The 16828-nt window shown below is 52.9% G+C and carries 14 protein-coding genes and 1 pseudogene; 6 read left to right on the plus strand and 9 right to left on the minus strand.

Features of this window, described 5'->3' with window-relative positions:
- Positions 1–7: 7 nt before the first annotated feature.
- The 5 genes from dinD to Dpoa2040_RS09620 are packed head-to-tail and all read left to right on the plus strand — an operon-like array spanning position 8 to position 7078.
- Positions 8–877 carry a DNA damage-inducible protein D gene (gene dinD, locus Dpoa2040_RS09600; RefSeq protein WP_102802651.1) on the plus strand — a complete coding sequence of 290 codons (870 nt, stop codon included), beginning with the start codon at positions 8–10 and terminating at the stop codon, positions 875–877.
- 17 nt (positions 878–894) lie between these two features.
- Positions 895–2607, plus strand: coding sequence for a type I restriction-modification system subunit M (locus tag Dpoa2040_RS09605; protein WP_168641102.1), 1713 nt, complete (start codon positions 895–897; stop codon positions 2605–2607).
- On the plus strand, positions 2604–4235 hold the full coding sequence (locus Dpoa2040_RS09610; RefSeq protein ID WP_168641103.1) for a restriction endonuclease subunit S: 1632 nt from the start codon (positions 2604–2606) through the stop codon (positions 4233–4235). The genes Dpoa2040_RS09605 and Dpoa2040_RS09610 overlap by 4 nt, the downstream gene beginning before the upstream one ends.
- Complete coding sequence (locus Dpoa2040_RS09615) at positions 4232–6010, plus strand: restriction system-associated AAA family ATPase (RefSeq protein WP_168641104.1); 1779 nt, start codon at positions 4232–4234, stop codon at positions 6008–6010. Before Dpoa2040_RS09610 ends, Dpoa2040_RS09615 begins: the two co-directional genes overlap by 4 nt.
- Before the next feature lie 42 nt (positions 6011–6052).
- Entirely contained in the window at positions 6053–7078 is a 1026-nt protein-coding gene (locus Dpoa2040_RS09620; protein WP_168641105.1) for an HNH endonuclease, read from the plus strand.
- A gap of 47 nt (positions 7079–7125) precedes the next feature.
- Here Dpoa2040_RS09620 and Dpoa2040_RS09625 read toward each other — a convergent pair.
- Positions 7126–7251 (minus strand): annotated as a pseudogene (locus Dpoa2040_RS09625) (IS630 family transposase); the annotation flags it as partial.
- Between the two features lie 189 nt (positions 7252–7440).
- Here Dpoa2040_RS09625 and hppD point away from each other — a divergent pair.
- On the plus strand, positions 7441–8526 hold the full coding sequence (gene hppD / locus Dpoa2040_RS09630) for a 4-hydroxyphenylpyruvate dioxygenase (RefSeq protein WP_168641163.1): 1086 nt from the start codon (positions 7441–7443) through the stop codon (positions 8524–8526).
- 224 nt (positions 8527–8750) lie between these two features.
- Here hppD and Dpoa2040_RS09635 read toward each other — a convergent pair whose 3' ends face one another.
- The 8 genes from Dpoa2040_RS09635 to arnB form a co-directional block, all read right to left on the minus strand.
- Positions 8751–9230 (minus strand): GNAT family N-acetyltransferase, encoded by a 480-nt coding sequence (locus Dpoa2040_RS09635; protein ID WP_042873669.1) that lies wholly within the window; start codon positions 9228–9230, stop codon positions 8751–8753.
- A 95-nt stretch (positions 9231–9325) separates the two neighbouring features.
- Positions 9326–9724 carry a 4-amino-4-deoxy-L-arabinose-phosphoundecaprenol flippase subunit ArnF gene (gene arnF / locus Dpoa2040_RS09640; protein ID WP_042873667.1) on the minus strand — a complete coding sequence of 133 codons (399 nt, stop codon included), beginning with the start codon at positions 9722–9724 and terminating at the stop codon, positions 9326–9328.
- The gene (arnE, locus tag Dpoa2040_RS09645) at positions 9721–10062 is read right to left on the minus strand and encodes a 4-amino-4-deoxy-L-arabinose-phosphoundecaprenol flippase subunit ArnE (RefSeq protein ID WP_050569523.1); all 342 of its coding nucleotides are present in this window, start codon (positions 10060–10062) and stop codon (positions 9721–9723) included. The genes arnF and arnE overlap by 4 nt, the downstream gene beginning before the upstream one ends.
- A complete protein-coding gene (arnT, locus tag Dpoa2040_RS09650; RefSeq protein WP_168641106.1) occupies positions 10059–11711 on the minus strand; it encodes a lipid IV(A) 4-amino-4-deoxy-L-arabinosyltransferase in 1653 nt (550 codons plus the stop codon). Before arnT ends, arnE begins: the two co-directional genes overlap by 4 nt.
- Positions 11711–12610: a 4-deoxy-4-formamido-L-arabinose-phosphoundecaprenol deformylase gene (arnD, locus tag Dpoa2040_RS09655; RefSeq protein ID WP_042873664.1), complete on the minus strand. Its 900-nt coding sequence runs from the start codon at positions 12608–12610 to the stop codon at positions 11711–11713. Before arnD ends, arnT begins: the two co-directional genes overlap by 1 nt.
- On the minus strand, positions 12607–14598 hold the full coding sequence (arnA, locus tag Dpoa2040_RS09660; RefSeq protein ID WP_168641107.1) for a bifunctional UDP-4-amino-4-deoxy-L-arabinose formyltransferase/UDP-glucuronic acid oxidase ArnA: 1992 nt from the start codon (positions 14596–14598) through the stop codon (positions 12607–12609). The genes arnD and arnA overlap by 4 nt, the downstream gene beginning before the upstream one ends.
- Positions 14595–15578, minus strand: a complete 984-nt coding sequence (gene arnC, locus Dpoa2040_RS09665) for an undecaprenyl-phosphate 4-deoxy-4-formamido-L-arabinose transferase (RefSeq protein WP_042873660.1) — start codon at positions 15576–15578, stop codon at positions 14595–14597. The genes arnA and arnC overlap by 4 nt, the downstream gene beginning before the upstream one ends.
- On the minus strand, positions 15578–16720 hold the full coding sequence (gene arnB / locus Dpoa2040_RS09670) for a UDP-4-amino-4-deoxy-L-arabinose aminotransferase (RefSeq protein WP_168641108.1): 1143 nt from the start codon (positions 16718–16720) through the stop codon (positions 15578–15580). The genes arnC and arnB overlap by 1 nt, the downstream gene beginning before the upstream one ends.
- Positions 16721–16828 lie beyond the last annotated feature (108 nt).

The raw sequence follows: 16828 nt of genomic DNA on the forward strand, positions 1-16828 counted from the left end.
AGGCTGAATGGAATCCCACATTATTCAACAACTGAAAAGTCACTTTGACAACCTGAGCCACACCATCCCCGAAGAAGGGGTAGAGTTCTGGTTTGCTCGCGACCTGATGGAACCGCTCGGCTACGCCCGCTGGGAGAACTTTCAGACGGCTATCGGCAGAGCAGTGGAGTCATGTAAAACAACAGGTTATGATGAATCTGATCATTTTCGTGGCGTCACGAAAATGATCGAAATCGGCAAAGGTGGGCAGCGTCCGGTAGAGGATTTTATGCTCACTCGCTATGCCTGCTACCTCATCGCCCAAAATGGTGACCCACGTAAGGAAGCCATCGCGTTTGCCCAAAGTTACTTTGCTATCCAGACCCGCAAACAGGAGCTGATTGAAGATCGTATGCGCCTGCAGGCCAGGCTGGATGCCCGCGAACGCCTGCGGGAATCAGAAAAAACACTGTCGCAGAATCTCTACGAGCGTGGCGTGGACGATAAAGGCTTTGGCCGCATTCGCTCCAGGGGCGATGCCGCACTGTTCGGCGGCAACACCACCCAGATGATGAAAGACCGCTACGGTATCACTCAGGCTCGCCCACTGGCTGATTTCCTGCCAACACTGACCATTGCCGCTAAAAACCTGGCCACCGAGATGACTAATCACAACGTCATGCAGGGGCAGTTACATGGCGAGCCGTCAATCACCCGCGAGCACGAGCAGAATAACCTCAGTGTGCGCGACATGCTCGGCCAGCGCGGAATCAAGCCTGAGCAACTCCCTGCTGAGGAAGACATCAAAAAACTGGAACGCCGCGTCAAAACGGAAGAGAAAAAGCTCGTCAAACAGGCAGGAAAACTGCCAGCCTCTAAACATCAAGATAAAGACTAGATCGAGAACCCAGCCCCATGCTGCAAAACAACCCCGACCTGCAAAGCGCCATCAAACATCTCTGGGACAAATTCTGGAGCGGCGGCATCAGCAATCCACTCACCGCCATTGAACAGATCACCTACCTACTGTTCATGAAACGGCTGGACGAACTGGATCAGAAACGGCAGGCCGATGCCGAATGGACTGGTGAGAAATACACCTCCAAATTCGCAGGCACCTGGATTCCACCTGAATATCGGGCTCGCCGGGAAGAAAAAGATACCGATGCAGAGTGGGCAAAGAAACTGGAAGATGAAAAACGCTACCAGATAGAAAAACGCACGCTGCGCTGGAGTGAATTCAAACGTATGCAGGCTGAAGAAATGCTGCAGCATGTTCAGGGCAAGGTATTTCCCTTTCTGAAAGACCTGAACGGCGCTGAATCCAACTTCACCCACCATATGAAGAATGCGGTATTCATCATCCCCAAGCCAGCGCTGCTGGTGGAAGCGGTGAAAACCATCGATGACATTTTCGAAATCATGGAGCGGGACTCGCGGGAAAAAGGCCAGGCGTTTCAGGATATCCAGGGGGATGTCTACGAATTCCTGCTGTCAGAAATCGCCACTGCCGGTAAGAACGGCCAGTTCCGCACCCCGCGCCACATCATCAAGCTGATGGCCGATCTGGTGCAGCCGCAACTGGGCCAGCGTATCGCTGACCCAGCCTGCGGTACCGGCGGCTTTCTGCTGGGTGCTTACCAGTACATCGTCACCCAACTGGCCATCAAAGACGGTAAGCAGGATCTCATTCCCGATGAAGACGGTTTTATCCGTACTTCGGTGGCGGCCAAACTGACCCGCAAAACGCAGCTCTCTCTGCAGGAAAGCCTGTACGGCTACGACATCGACGCCACCATGGTGCGCCTGGGCCTGATGAACCTGATGATGCACGGCATTGACGAGCCGCACATCGATTATCAGGACACTCTGAGCAAGGGCTACAACGAAGAAGCCAGCTACGACATCGTGCTGGCTAACCCGCCGTTTACCGGCAGTATCGACAAGGGTGACATTAACGAGAACCTGCAACTCGCGACCACCAAGACCGAGTTATTATTTGTCGAGAACATCTATCGTCTGCTGAAAAAAGGCGGCACCGCCGGGGTGATCGTACCGCAGGGCGTGCTGTTTAGCTCCGCGAAAGCATTCCGGGATCTACGCCAAACCCTGGTGGAGCGCTGCGACCTCAAGGCCGTCATCACCGTGCCCAGCGGCGTATTTAAACCCTATGCCGGGGTCAGCACCGCCATTCTGCTGTTTACCAAAGTCTGGGGACCAAAAGACAAGGTCACCAAACCCGCCACCGGGCACGTCTGGTTTTACGAAATGGTCGCCGACGGCTATTCGCTGGATGATAAGCGCACCAAGCAGGAAGGCTATGGCGACCTGCAAGATATCATCACCAGGTACCACGCCCGCGACGTAGCGGCTATTCCTGATGACAAAAGCGATCGTACCGCCAGATGCTTTATGGTGCCGCGCACTGAAATTGAGGCCGAGAGTTACGATCTGTCGCTGTCGCGCTACAAACAGGAAGTGTTCGAGGAGGTGCAGTACGAGGCACCAGCCGTGATTCTGGAGCGGCTGATTCAGGCGGAAGTGGGCGATGTAAAAGAAGCAGACCTGACTAAGGTGCAAAGCGGCATCGTGCGGGAATTGCTGGAATTGAAGGGGATGGTGGGATGAGAACCGTCAAACTTTCTCATATCTGCGATATTTCAAGCGGCGGCACACCATCAAGAAAAAATCCTGGATATTTCAAAGGGAATATTCCGTGGGTAAAGATCTCTGACATCGAGAATGCTAGCAACGGTATTGTCTACGAAACCGAAGAATACATATCTATCGATGGCTTGAAAAATATTCGTGGTAAGTTGTTTCCAAAGGGTACTCTTTTATTTGCCATGTATGGGTCTATAGGTAAAGTTTGCATTAGTGGAAGAGAACTATCCACCAATCAAGCGATTCTTGGTATAAAACCATGGAAAGATAATGAAATAAATCTGAACTATCTCAAGGTTTGGTTTACAAGCAACAAACAGAGGCTTGTCAATCAAGGTCGTGGTGTTGCACTGAAAAACCTTTCGGCGACGATCATCAGAAATCTTGAAATAGAGCTTCCCCCCTACGAAGACCAAATCCGCATTGCCCACCTTCTTGGCAAAGTGGAAGAACTGGTTACCCAACGCAAACACCATTTGCAACAGCTCGACGACCTGCTCAAAAGCGTATTTCTGGAGATGTTCGGCGATCCGGTGCGGAATGAGAAGGGGTGGGACAAAATTCAATTCTCCGAATTACTCGCCGAAATTGAAAGTGGGAAGAGCCCCAAGTGTGAGGCCAGGAAAGCCGAATCTGATGAATGGGGGGTGCTCAAGCTGGGCGCAGTCACACGCTGCAAATTCGATGAGACGGAAAATAAAGCACTACCAAACGACGTAATCCCATCAACACGTGATGAAGTTAAAGCGGGCGATTTACTGTTTAGCAGGAAAAACACCTACGAATTAGTAGCCGCTTGCGCTTATGTGTTTAGTACCAGGCCAAAGCTTCTGATGCCGGATCTAATCTTCCGCTTTATTTTCAAACAGGACGTAGACATAAATCCAATCTTTATGTGGAAGCTACTTACTTGTGATTCACAGCGCAAGGCAATTCAATCGCTAGCAGCTGGTGCTGCTGGGTCAATGCCAAACATCTCGAAGACAAATTTAAAATCAGTCCGCTTACCGAAACCGCCATTGTCTCTGCAAAACCAATTCGCCACCATCGTCGAAAAGGTCGAAAGCATAAAATCCCGCTACCAGCAAAGCCTCACCGATCTGGAAGCCCTTTACGGCACACTTAGCCAACAGGCCTTTAAGGGCGAGCTGGATTTATCGCGCGTGCCGCTCCCCGACCAGCCTGTCGCTGACGTTTCCATTGAAGAGTACGCCGCTGAACCCGAAATGGTTGTTCAGGCAGAGCCTGCAATTCACCTGCCCACCACAGACAACCTGCCAGCCGCACTGGAAAACGCCGAGGCGCGCAAGGCATTGATGGCGCAATGGCTGGAAGCCTATCGCACACAATTGGACGGCACACCGTTTTCGGTGCAGCAATTCATAACCATCGCGCAAACACGGCTGGCGGAACTGCACCCAGACCACGACATCGCACTGGGCGCAAGCGACTACGAAAACATCAAAGCCTGGGTATTCGAGCAGGTTCGGGCAAGGCGGCTAAAGCAAACCCGTGACATCATCCTGATAAATAACAAGCGACAGTTCGGCAACAGGCTGTTGTTGCGTGCAAGAAGGCAGCCAGACCAATGAAACTGCTACGCCTCAAAATCACTGACCCGGCAGGCTTTCGCAGCCTGCCCTGTGGCTTTGAATACCACTTCCGCACCGAGTGGAGCCTGCAGGACGAGCTGGCCCAACCCGAAGGCTTTGCCCCGTTCGTGTGCGCCGGCCCAAACGGCAGCGGTAAGTCCAATTTGCTCGAAGTGCTGGCGGCCATTTTCTTTCAACTGGAAACCCTGCGGGTACGCCGCAGCTTTCTGCCCGAAGCATTACAAAATACCGGGCAGGATTTCTCGCCGGTTGCGTTTGAGCTGGATTACCTGATCCGCATCCCGGCAGAGTACCGAAACCCCGGTGGCCCGGAATGGGCAAACGTCAGCGTATGGAAGCATCCCGAAGAATCCGTGCGTTTCCTGTGGAGAAACCAGAGCGATTTCAACACTGATGCTAACGAAGCCTTCAGCGGCGGTTACGCTGATATTTTGCTGCCCCACTATGTGCTGGGTTACTCATCTGGCGAGAATGAAATCCTAAGCCTGCCGTTTTTCAAAATGCGTTTTGTACAGTTCGACGAATACTGGAATGCATTGACCCAACAACAGCAATATCCCGGCCACCCGGAAACACGGCTGGTCTGTCTGGACAACGGTTTCAGTCAGGCTATCTTACTGTGCAACCTGCTGTTTCAGGATGAGGCCACACTCCAGCCCTTTCGCGAAGATGTCGGCATTGAGGCATTGCGGGAGTTCCGCATCATCATCCGGCGCAGCATCCCCCTAGTCCCGGAGCAACTGACCGCTTTCGCCAGCGAGGAACAGAACCAGTCACTCGATGATATTGTAAACAATAACCCTGCCTTGCTTGCCGACACGGATGATACAGGTAACACCCGCTACCACCTGAATATGATGCGATGGCTGGAGGGTGACGAAAGATCTTCACTGATGGTCAGTGCGCTCAAGCGCTGCGCCACCCTGTATTACGAGGATGAGTCCACCGATACACTCGTGCTCGACTATTGGGTAAATGATGCCACCCGGCAAGCTTTTCGAGAAAACTTCGATGGTTCAGCTCTGGTGCTGTTCCAGGCGTTTCAGGTGTTGTTATCACTCAACCTGTACACCGTCAGTGATGCGCTGAAGACGGATTTATATCGCTCCACCAGCCACTACGTCAGTGAAACCGTGCCGACGCTGGCCTCTGATCAGCGCATCATGCGCTTTAAAAATGTTTACTTCACCAAGCAAGGTGTCGAAAAACCGATGCTGCTCAAGGAACTGTCGGATGGCGAACATCAGTTATTACACAGTCTCGGACTGTGCCTGTTGTTTCGTGAAACTAACAGCCTGTTTCTGCTGGACGAGCCGGAAACGCACTTCAACCCGCACTGGCGCGCCAGCTTCATTACCCGACTGCGCCAGTGTCTGCCCGATACCGGGAAAGCGGGTCAGGAAATGCTGCTCACCACCCACACACCTTTCCTGATCTCCGACAGCAAGCCAGACAAGGTTCTGGTATTTACCAAGGATAACGGCAAGGTTAGCATCAGTAAGCCGACTTACAACACGTTGGGGGCGTCGATCAATAAGATCACCATGAATACCTTCAATAAACGCGAAACCATCGGTGGTTATGCGCAGACGTTACTGAATGATTTACGCAGAGCCGTTGAAGAAGGCCATAAGGACAAGGAAACCCTGATCACTGAAGTTAACCAGCGACTGGGCGACTCGGTGGAAAAGATACTGTTGATCAAAGCTATTCTCGATAGCGATCAATCAGTCAATGAGGAGTTACAAGACTGATGCTGTTTCCCTACACCTATGTACCGCACCAAGATGGAGAAGATGCAGGCGTTTATCGACTTCATTTTTCACGAGGTTTGGTGTAAAGCACCGGCAAGCGGTCCGTTTGGCCTTCATCTGTTCGACACCAATCGAGAATTACGTGAAGTAATGGAGGCGTTTTATTACTCCGATGCACAAGGCGCTGATTTCTTTTACAGCCATGTGGAGCGAATCTATGGCTTGTTTTCGGTACTGACTGCCGCACAGATAAATCAGTTTCAGCTGTGGTATCAAGGCAATAACGACCTGGAAAAAGTGTGTGCCAATGATCCTGCTGCACCGATCATCCGATATGCAGATATTACCGTGCTATATCAAGACTTGGGTGCACTGCTGGCAACTTTTTTCAAAGGATTGTACTCGCAGTCGTTACTGGATCTCGCTGCGCTGCGTGCCAAAATTGGAGATATCGACGATCACTATCAGGCTTTTGTTGCCGCGAACAAGACGGGGAAATGCCCTTTCTGTGGTATAGGCGACATCAAGGGTGAGCATCACAGCAAACGTGAGGCCTACGATCACTACCTGCCTAAAGCGCTATACCCATTCAACTCCATCAACTTTCGCAATCTTGCTCCTGCGTGCCATGAGTGCAACAGCACCTACAAGCAGAGCAAAGATCCTGTACATAACGCGACAGGGCGACGCAAAGCTTTCAATCCTTATGTTGCAGCGGACCATGCCATTCAAATACAGGTTGCTCTGCAGCAGGCGGACATCGACGCGTTGATGCCTGCTGACATCACACTGCAATTCGGCCCCGCGGCACTGACAGAGGAACTCGAAACCTGGAAAGATGTGTATGGTATTGAAGAACGCTACAAGGCTAAATTTTGTGCGGAAAATGACGGCAAATACTGGTTGGCGCAGGTGCTGGATGAGTGGAAGGAAGATGGTCGGGACCCTGAGGAATTCATGGCGGCATTGGCGCGCCAGACACAGAAAAAGCCGTATGCGGAGTGTAACTTTCTCAAGAAACCTTTTCTCGATGCCTGTCGACAGGTCGGGATTTTTGACGGCTCATAGGTTACCGATAAGCTGGTGATAGGTTTCTAGTTAGCTGCTTCTAAAAATTTTTCCAGTGCGTTATGGATGGCTGCTATTTTCTCTGCCTTATGTGGGTCGCGTATACACAGTGTAGGGGCTGCCCGTCTCCACACCAGCCCCGTCGCAGGCAACCAGCAACGGAGTGTGCCGGACAGCTAAATCCATTATTTTCTATTTTCATCATAAATAAATAGTGATAATAGAAATTACTTTGTATTTATTTATTGTGTTTTTAATAAGAAAAAATTGTTATCCGAAAATGACTGGTGACGCTATATTTATTTTAACCAGTCTGGTTCTGGTTTTTTTATGCGCCCTCCTTTATGGACAAAGGAAATAATATGACTGAATCATTTGCTAATCCGCTCGATTTGAATGGATTTGCTTTTATCGAGTTTGTTACCGATGCTCCGGAAGCGCTCTCTGCGTTATTCGCTTCGCTGGGATTTACCTGTGTCGCACACCATCGCCACCGTGATATTTCACTCTTTCGACAGAACAATATTAATTTCCTTGTTAATAATACCACCAAGGGTTTTCCACGAACGTTTTTGCAAGAGCATGGCGCAGGAGCCTGTGGTGTCGGTTTTTATGTCAAAGATGCGCTTCAGGCTTATGAGCAGGCGCTTGCGTCCGGCGCCAAACCAGCAGAGCAGACGGCAAAACCAGGGGAAATTCTGGTGCCGGCAATTGAGGGAATTGGTGGTTCGAAAATTTATTTTATTGAAAAATATCATGTTGATATGGATATTTTTGATATCGATTTTTCATTTATTCCTGGTGTGGAAAGAAATCCGAAGGGATTTGGTCTGCACACCATCGATCATCTGACTAATAATGTCTATCAGGGAAGAATGGATTATTGGTCTGAATTCTATACCCGAATATTTAATTTTCAGCAGATTCGTTATTTTGATATTGCCGGTGAATATACCGGATTACATTCTAAAGCCATGGTAGCGCCAGATGGTAAAATTCGTATTCCATTAAATGAGGAAGCGGAAGGCAGTAACGGACAAATTCAGGAATTTCTGCGCCGTTTTAATGGGGAAGGCATCCAGCATATTGCGATGCAAACCGACGATATTCTGACGACTCTTGATCAATTGCGTCAGGCTGGGTTACCGTTGATGACTGCACCGTCCGATACCTATTACCATATGGTGGAGGAACGCTTGCCTGAGCATGGACGTAATACCGACGCTTTACGGGAGCGCGGCATTCTTATTGACGGTAATACCCGCGATGGGCAGAAAAAGCTGCTGCTGCAAATTTTCTCAGAAACCTTGATAGGCCCACTGTTCTTTGAGTTTATTGAGCGGGATGGCGATGATGGTTTTGGCGAGGGTAACTTCAAGGCGCTGTTTGAATCTATGGAGCGCGACCAACTAGCACGTGGTGAAATCAAGGCCACCGCCACCGCATAGTACTTTCTGAACTACATAGTACTTTCTTTTCGAACCACATAGTACTTTCTGATTCGGCCTTGTATCAGCAGGACAAGGCCATTTTACCGTTTGAAAACTGACTGCGCACCAGCGACATTATTGATTATTGCGACTGGCGTTCAGTCACTGCCAATGTCAGGTGTTATCCGTAACAAGTTACAGGTATTTCATCGCCTGTTTTTTTGCTCTGCGAATAATGTAGGTTATTCCTGAGCTGCCTGTAGCAGGCTGTCGCCTTCCAGACGGTAACGAATCCACTCGTTTTGCGGCGCGGCGCCCAAACTGTCATAGAAGTCGATGGCGGGCTGGTTCCAGTCCAGTACGCTCCACTCCAGTCGTCCACAACCGCGTTCAACTGCCAGACGCGCAATGTATTTCAGCAATGCCTTGCCGGCGCCCTGGCCGCGACAGTGCGGTGATACATAGAGATCTTCCAGATAAATGCCATTGCGCCCAAGCCAGGTGGAGTAACTGGTAAAGAACACCGCAAATCCGATTGGCTCACCGTTCCATTCGCAAATCAGCGCCTCGGTGGATGCACCTTCACCAAACAACGTTTGCTCAATTTCTTGTTGATTGGTCTTTACCTCGTGGAGCGCTTTTTCATATTCAGCCAGTTCACGAATAAAATTCAGGATGGTGGCAGAATCCCGCTGCACCGCCCAACGAATATGTAAGGTCATAGCAAGATCTCAGTGAGTAAAAGTCAGAAACGATAACCGGGATGTAAGAAATGGAGAAGAGAAACTGGCGCCCGGCATCACATTTCAGGCAATCTTCAAGATTCGTCTTCCAGACGCGAGGCTTGCCGGCTACATACCAGCCATACGCCAGCAATAATTAACGCGATAGCCAGCAGCTTGCCGGTACTAAACGTATCGGGAAAGACAGGCAACGCCACCGCCAGTCCCCAGACCAGCACATAACTGAGGCTCAGCAATGGGTACGCCCGACTTAGCGGTAGAAAACGCAGGGCGTTAAACCAGCTCAGCATAGAAAAAGCATACGCCGCCAGCCCAACCAACACCGCTGATGCTGCAATAGGCAACACCAGCATAGCGAACATAAACGGCAGCGGTTCCGTCAGTGAGGGTAACTGAGACATCCCCCATTTCATCGACAATTGTGCTGCACTGACCAGCACCACACTTAACAACGCCCATCCATAGCCTTTCACGAACTTCCTCCCATCAATATGACACCAACCACAATCAGCACAATGCCGACCGACTGGCGCAGGCTAATGGCTTCCTGCCATAGCCAACGTGCCGCCAGCGCTACCAGAATAAAATTCAGGCTCAGCATCGGATAGGCCACGCTCACCGCCACTCGCTGTAGCACCGCCAGCCATATCACCATCGCCAGACCCAACAGCAGCAGGCTGACCCCCATCCACAATAAAATATGAGTGCGACGTGAGCGATGGCCGCCCTGCCAACTGGCGGCCTGTTTCTGGCTAAGCTGACCAGCGCAGGTCAATAAACTGACCAGTAGAATCAGCAGGTAATTAATCATTGCTGACGGTACCACAGCAAGGCGATACGCCCTTTCCTGTCAGTGTAATCCGCTGGCGGTACTCCGGTGATCGGATCAGTTTCCGAAGAGAAAATCAGCACCAGCGATACATTGCCTTCACGGCGGTGCGCTGCCAGCCAATCGGCAAAGGCTTCGGCAGACACCTTGCGATTAGCGCTGTCTGGATACGATAAACCATATTCCAGTTCACCTGAATTGTCGTACATCAGAATATCGCTGCGTTTTTGTTCCCAGGCGATAGCGGAAGCTATGCCCACGCTGTCTGCCAGAATATAGCGACTCTGAGAGAGCTGTGATGTTACGCTACGCACAAACCACTGTGGATTCTTGGTTTCCATTACCCGTTCAGGGATTGCCATACCCACGAGCAACGCAATGCCCAGTGGGCAAACGGCAGCCCAGTGCCAGCGAGTCGCCGAATGGCGCGATGTCCACCAGCCGATCAGCCCCCAGAAAAGAAACGCCACGACACCCAACACTACCTTGGCGCTTTCCTGTGGCTGATAGAGTGGGCGATGCGACAATCCCCACGGTGCCAGTACCAATCCCACTATTAATGCGCACAGCACACCCACCGCCAGATTGATCCAGCCGTTGATGGTTAGCACACGCGGGCTTAGCAAGGTGGTAGCGCGTCTGGCCATCAGGATCGCCAGCGGCGCGAAGCAAGGCAGAATGTAAGTCGGCAGTTTTCCTTTGGCGATGCTGAAAAACAGGAATGGCATCACTACCCAACCCAGCAGATAGAATGCGCCGCTTTGCTGACGTCGCTCACGCCAGCCTTGCAGCAGTGACGACGGCAGCAACGCCAGCCACGGCAGTACGCCTGCGATTAACACCGGCAGGTAGTACCAGAACGGTGCTTTGTGCTGGGCATTTTTGGAATCGGCGAACCGCTGAATATGTTCAACCCAGAAGAAATAGTGCCAGAAATCCGGTTGCTGACGCGCTACGGCCAGCGCCCACGGCAGTGATATCGCCACCGCGCTGACAATCGCCAGCAGGCCGTAAAGCAGCACCTCTTTCCAGCGCCGCTCCAGCGTGACCCATGGCAGCACGGCAATCACCGGCACTGCCAGCGCCAGAAAGCCCTTGGTCATGAAGCCCATGCCGCATACCGCACCCAATAGCAAATAGCCGCCGACCTTGCTGGTGCGAGTGGTAGCCTGTGCTGCTCCCCAGAAGCTGCACATCGCCGCCGCCAGCCACAGCGTGACGATAGGGTCGAGCACTGCATAGGTACCGATGCCGTAAACCAAAAAACAGCTCAGGTAGATAGCCATCGCCAGCAGTGAGGTACGCCGTTGTTGCCACAATCGCTGAGTCAGCCAGTAAATCAGCGCTGCTGTGAGCAAAATGGAGAACACTGAACCGGCGCGCACGCCAGCGTTATTGTCTCCCAGCAGCCACTGGCCGATGTTATTCACCCAGTAACCGGCTATCGGTTTTTCAAAATAGCGAATTCCCAGAAAATGTGGGGCAATCCAGTTGCCGCCTGCCAGCATTTCCCGGCTGATTTCCGCGTAGCGGGTTTCATCCGGTTGCCATAATAAGCGGCCATTGAGGGGAATGAAGTAGTAGAGCAGTAACAACGCCAGCCATAGCGTTGTTTGACGTGCGTATTTCATCAGGCCGCCTCCACGGTCTGCTGACATCCCAACCAGCCATCGCGTCCGGCGAGGGAACCCCGCACCACGCGTCCGACCGGCAATGTAGTGGTGTCGTCCGGCAGCAATTCACTGAGCGGACAAAAACGAATACCTTCCTGTTCCGCCAGCGCCAACAGTTCGCTGAACTGATCGCTCATCACAATCCCTTCTACTTCGGCATGGATGGTATAGACCGGCGTTCCCTTATCCTGATGAATTTTATCCAGAATATAGCGGTTGAAGTCGGCAGCGCTGGTTTCCCGGCCAACTGCCTCATCCCAGGTGGGAAGTGTGACTGGAATCTGTACCGTACCTGTGCTGCCGTCGTTGAGCAGTGGGCGGAACGGCGCGGTGCCGCGACAATCGCTGTTGTAGCGAAAGCCAAACTGCTGTTTGGCTTCTACCGCGGTTTGGTCCGCGCGCCAGCCGGCCACTGCCGAGCACATCACCGGTTCGCCGGTAATCGACTGTAACGCTTCGTAGGCCAACCGGATCTGCTGTTCCATTTTGGCCTGATCCCACACCCCGGCCCAGGTTTGCCAGGCGAAATGATCCCAGGCGTGCAGTCCCACTTCGTGTCGTCGGGATGCGGCGAGGATAGGGTCTGGTAAGCCGCGGCCAATCACTCTTCCCGGCCAGGCGGTGCCTGCCAACAGGATATCCCAGCCATACAGCGATGCTGCGCGTGAGCGCAGCATCTTCCATAAAAACACTGGGCGGATAAGGCGCCAGAGATGGCGCCCCATGTTGTCAGGTCCGACACTGAAGAAAAAGCTGGCCCGGACGCCATAGACGTCCAGCAACTCCAGCAGGCGGGGCACCCCCACCCGCGTGCCGCGCCAGGTATCAACGTCGATCCGTAACCCTACTTTTCTCATTCGCTGTCCTGACTGAATCGGCCGGTTTCAACGGTCTGGAGGAAGAAGTCCAGGGTTTCCGCCACGGTTTTTTCCATCTCGATGGTCGGCTGCCAGTGCAACAGGCGCTTGGCGTTGCGGATGCTGGGCTTACGATGCTCCACATCCTGATAGCCTTTACCGTAGTAGCTACTGCTTTCTACTTCGCGGAAACCGGCGAACGGCGGGAACTGATTACGCAGCGGATGTTTCTCGAAGCTCTCCAGCAGCATTTCCGCCAGTTGGCGAATGCTCGCTTCGTTGTCCGGGTTACCGATGTTGATGATCTGACCGTCGCACTTGCCATCTTTATTTTCGATGATGCGGAACAGCGCTTCGATACCGTCTTTGATGTCGGTAAAGCAGCGTTTCTGACGACCACCGTCCACCAGTTTGATCGGCGAACCTTCCACCAGGTTCAGGATCAACTGGGTGATAGCGCGGGAACTGCCGATACGCGCGGCGTTCAGGTTGTCCAGACGTGGTCCCATCCAGTTAAACGGGCGGAACAGGGTGAAACGCAGCCCTTCTTTTTCGCCGTAAGCCCAGATAACGCGGTCCAACAGCTGTTTAGATACCGAGTAAATCCAACGCTGTTTGTTGATAGGCCCGACGATCAGGTTAGAGTTGTCTTCGTCGAACACCGGATCGGTACACATGCCGTACACCTCGGAGGTGGACGGGAAAATGATGCGTTTTTTGTACTTCACGCAGTCACGGATGGTTTTCAGGTTTTCTTCGAAATCCAGCTCGAACACACGCAGCGGGTTGCGGGTATATTCGATAGGCGTGGCAATCGCCACCAGCGGCAGCACCACGTCGCATTTCTTGATGTGGTATTCGATCCACTCTGAGTGAATGCTGATGTCCCCTTCCACGAAGTGGAAACGCGGGTTGTCGAGGAAACGTTCGATGGCATCGGAACTGATGTCCAGACCGAATACTTCGTAGTTGTCTTCCTGCAACAGACGCTCAGTCAGGTGGTTGCCGATAAAGCCGTTCACACCGAGAATCAGCACACGGGTACGGCGTTTAACACTCACCACCGGCGAGTTGTTGAGAATCGCGCCGGTCACCAGCCCCAGGCTTTGAGCCAGTTGTGCGCCTTGCAGATAAATACCGTTGTCGCCCTGACCGGTGACAATCTCCAGCGCATCGCTGCCGCAAGCAACCACTAACGGTGAGGTGCTCAGTACGGTGCCTGGCTTGGCGGCGGCAAAGTCAGTACGTACTTTCGCCTGCCAGATAATGAACTTGGTAGTACCGACAAAGCTGAACGCGCCCGGCCACGGCTCGGTGACCGCACGCACCAGGTTGTACAGCGCACGCGCCGGTTTCTGCCATTCAATACGGCCATCTTCCGGAGTACGACGACCCACATAGGTGGCCTGGCTCTCATCTTGCGCAATATCATTCGCTTTACCTGCCGCGATAGCAGGCAGGTTGTCTTTCAGCAACTGCTCAGCAACATCACGCAGCTTGCGATGCAGGCTCAGCGCAGTATCGTTTTCGTCGATGGTCACATGCTGCTGCGCCACAATATTGCCGGCATCAGCGCGAGCCACCATGCGGTGCAGGGTGACGCCGGTTTCGGTTTCGCCATTGACCAGCGCCCAGTTCAGCGGCGCCCGGCCACGATAACGTGGCAGCAGCGAACCGTGCAGGTTGTAAGCGCCATGCGCCGCGCTTTGCAAAATGGCATCGCTCAGCAGGTGACGATAATAGAAGGAAAAAATCACGTCCGGCGACATCGCGGCGATACGTTCCACCCACAGCGGGTGGTTGACGTCTTCAGGCGCGAATACCGGGATACCCAGCTCCGCTGCGGTACGGGCTACCGATCCAAAAAACTGATTTTCCGCGGGATTATCCGCGTGGGTAAACACCGCTTCTACGGTATAACCCGCCGCCACCAACGCGCGGAGTCCCACGCAGCCGAAATCATGATAGGCAAAAACAACAGCTTTCATTCTTCATTGTCCTGTTCAGAAAATCGTGGATCATTGCCAACAATACGTTGAATAAAATAACGGGGACGCGCACGGACATCGTTGTAGATCCGTCCGATGTATTCCCCAAGCAGCCCCATGCCGACGAACTGGGCGCCGATAAAGGAAAACAGCACGGCAAACAGTGTAAACACGCCGTCCGCCGCCCAGGCTGCGCCGAAAAACAGACGCATCAGAATCAACAACAGCGCCAGCGTGAAACCGGAAATCGCAATGACGCTGCCCACCACGCTCAACAACCGCAGCGGCGTGGTGGTCAGGCAGGTCACCAGGTCGTACATCAGGTTGATAAGCTTCATCAGGCTGTATTTGGAATCGCCAAATTCACGCTCGGAATGACGCACCAGAATTTCGGTGGTGCGGCGGGCGAAGGTATTGGCGAGAATCGGGATAAAGGTACTGCGCTCATGGCAGTGCAGCATCGCGTCGATAATATGACGGCGATAGGCGCGCAGCATACAGCCGTAGTCGTTCATGGCTTTACCGGTAGTGCGCTGGATCAGGTGGTTAATCATGCGGGATGCGGTTTTGCGAAACCAGCTGTCCTGACGATTCTCACGGATGGTGCCCACCACGTCGTACCCTTGCTCCGCCGCGCTCACCAGCCGGGGAATCTCTTCCGGCGGGTTTTGCAGGTCGGCATCCAGCGTGATGATAAGATCACCCGACACATGGCTGAACCCGGCCATAATCGCCGAATGCTGCCCATAGTTACGATTGAGGATCACCGCCACCACATGGCTGCCCGGTGCTTGCGCTGCTTCGGTCAGCAACGCAGCCGAATTGTCGCTACTGCCGTCATCCACCAGCAGGATTTCATAATCCTGGCTCAGTTGCTCACAGGCGGTGGTAGTACGACGAATCAGTTCCGGCAGGCTTTCCTGCTCGTTGAAGACCGGGATCACCACCGAGACTTTATTAATTGCTTCCATGTCTGACATCAGCGTTTCCCCGCCAGTTCAGTTAATGCGTCCACTACCCGGTCCACATCCTCATCATGCATATCCGGGAACAGCGGCAGGGAGCAGATTCGCGCCGAGTTCCAGTCAGTATTCGGCAGATGCAGATTGGTGAAACGTTCACGGTAATATTTCTGGGTATGAGCAGCACGGAAATGCAGGCCGGTGCCGATATTACGTTCTTTTAACGCTTGCATCAGCCCGTCACGGTCGATGCCACAACGTGCTTCATCCACCCGGATGATAAACAGGTGCCAGGCGTGCTGATGTGGCCATGACGGCAATGACAGTGGCTGGAACGGCAGTGACGCCAGTTTTTGCAGATAACGTTGGGCCAGCGCTTCACGACGGGCGTTGTTAGCGGCCAGCTTGTTCAGTTGCACCAGAGCAATGGCGGCATTGATGTCCGGCAGGTTGTACTTGAAGCCCGGCGATACCACTTCCGCTTGTGGCGCGCGCCCTTGCACCATACGGTCGAACGCGTCTACGGCCAGTCCATGGAACTTCAGGCTGCGAATGCGGTTGGCGAGCGCGTCGTCGTCCGTTACCACCAGACCGCCTTCAGCGCAGGTCACGTTTTTGATGGCGTGGAAGGAGAAAATCGCCGTACCTTCGCCGCCGACGTGACGGCCACGATAGTAGGTGCCAGCAGCGTGGGCGGCATCTTCAATCACCGGGATGCCGTGACGACGGCCAATATCACGAATAGCGTCAATATCTGCCGGCGCACCAGCGTAGTGAACCGGGATAATCGCTTTGGTTCGGGGCGTAATGGCCGCTTCAATCACCTCTGGCGTCACCATCAGGTTATCTCGGTCCACGTCTACCATCACCGGCTCGGCACCGAGCAGCACAATCATGTTCAGGGTAGAAACCCAGGTCAGCGATGGCGTGATGACCTCATCACCTGCGCTAATCCCCAATGCCATCAGGGTGACATGCATACCGCCGGTCGCAGAACTGACGGCAATCGCATGTTTTGCACCGGTCAGTGCAGCAAATTGTTGTTCCAGTTCCTGATTTTTGGGGCCAGTAGTAATCCATCCGGAACGAAGAACCTGCTCGACCGCGGCAAGTTCTTCCTCACCTAAAGCGGGGCGTGAGAAAGGTAGAAAATCAGCCATGTAAAAATTCACTCTCAGGTTAAATCGATGGTTGTTGGTGTGGCGAGATTAATGCTTTATACCCGTCATATTTCAAGTTGCAGGTGCGCTGGCCGCATTACAACGTTC

The sequence above is a fragment of the Dickeya sp. CFBP 2040 genome (assembly GCF_012273755.1).
Taxonomy (GTDB): domain Bacteria; phylum Pseudomonadota; class Gammaproteobacteria; order Enterobacterales; family Enterobacteriaceae; genus Dickeya; species Dickeya poaceiphila.